Source organism: Alicyclobacillus contaminans DSM 17975 (assembly GCF_000429525.1).
Lineage (GTDB): Bacteria > Bacillota > Bacilli > Alicyclobacillales > Alicyclobacillaceae > Alicyclobacillus_A > Alicyclobacillus_A contaminans.
Genome location: NZ_AUCA01000106.1, coordinates 1 through 1,322 on the forward strand (window position 1 = coordinate 1; position 1,322 = coordinate 1,322).

At 48.1% G+C, this 1,322-nt stretch carries 1 protein-coding gene; it reads right to left on the reverse strand.

Annotation, left to right across the window (positions count from 1 at the left end; translation table 11 throughout):
- Positions 1-135: 135 nt before the first annotated feature.
- The gene (locus G463_RS0117350; RefSeq protein WP_026976128.1) at positions 136-774 is read right to left on the reverse strand and encodes a cation efflux transmembrane domain-containing protein; all 639 of its coding nucleotides are present in this window, start codon (positions 772-774) and stop codon (positions 136-138) included.
- Positions 775-1,322 lie beyond the last annotated feature (548 nt).

Genomic DNA, 1,322 nt, shown 5'->3' on the forward strand with positions numbered 1-1,322 from the left:
ATTGATCCGGAAATTTCCTTCTGGAAACTGACTCAAAGATTACTCGGACACGCTCCTAGATTGCACGGATGTCTTGCGCGGCTCTCATTTGCGAATAACGTAAGGTTAAACACTCGTTCGGATTGGTCCGGGGTTTTAGTGGCAACAACCACACTCATTCTCTTTCCCACGTGCTTCTTGAATGGCTTCCCGTCCCTCTTTGACTACATAGTAAACCAATGCCAGTGCAGCGATGGAATCAATCCACCACCAGCCAAGAAGCGCGGTCAGAAGGACGCCTGTTAATACGATCCATGCCATGTACGCACAAACCATACTGCACGAGCCATCTGCGCGAAGCGCTTTACTTCCAATTAGAGATCCGATTCGTTTCTTCGCCCGCGATAGGTAAGGCATGATAATACCTGATGCAATAGCTAATCCGATACCAAGGAAACTTGTATCAGTTCCTTGATGCGTTACCAATTTATCAGTGGACGCGACCACGATATAAACGGCCAGCAAGAGGAGTGCAATCCCGACCACCCACGAGGACGTTTTCTCGGCTTTCTTCACGCGTGTAAGACTTTCTCCGCTTGCTTCAAGCGTCAAACGCCAGAGCAAAACGGCACTTGCGATCAGTTCAATGATGCTGTCTGCACCAAAGGCGACCAGGGACAGGGAATGCGCACGGATACCTGACCCAATCGCGACCGCCGCTTCAATGACCATCCAAACAATCGATACAATCTCAATGTTGACACCTCTCTTCACCGATACGGCTTGTGAAACCATCAAAGTGTCTCCCCTTTATACTTAAGTTTCATGGTGATGGTCATGGATGCCACTGGGATCTTCGGTTTGAATGGTCACATGTCCGGTACCCAAATGATGTGTACTGTGACCTGCAACAGTTTTTGGGTCTCTTTCACGGTCATCTGGCCATCGACAACCACATGTGCAAGTCGTGCATGTGCCGAATTCCCTTTACGATACAATCGTATCGACGACTTTCGGAATTAGGTTGGGGCGTTTTCTCCAGTTCATGAGTTAGCGATAACGTTACACGTTCGAATGATTCCTATCGTGTGGTGGTCCATTCTTCGTTCCCGATTTCAATAGGTACTTTCGAGCGAATGCTTTGCATCCTAAACATAGAGCTGCGGCGATGCCCACGAATAATAACTCACACGGTTCCAATCGACTCCCTCCCAGTAATTTACTATCTACATTTGAACTACTAAAGTGCCTAGTGCCCCTTCAGGCAACGTAGTTTGAGGAAAGTGGAGGATCAACCAGTGGAATGGAGAATATCACCAACGGTGGTGATATTCATGTGCCTG

What these genes read in the sequence shown, in the direction of transcription:
- G463_RS0117350 (WP_026976128.1), bottom strand. Translation starts at nt 774, where the DNA reads ATGGTTTCACAAGCCGTATCGGTGAAGAGAGGTGTCAACATTGAGATT.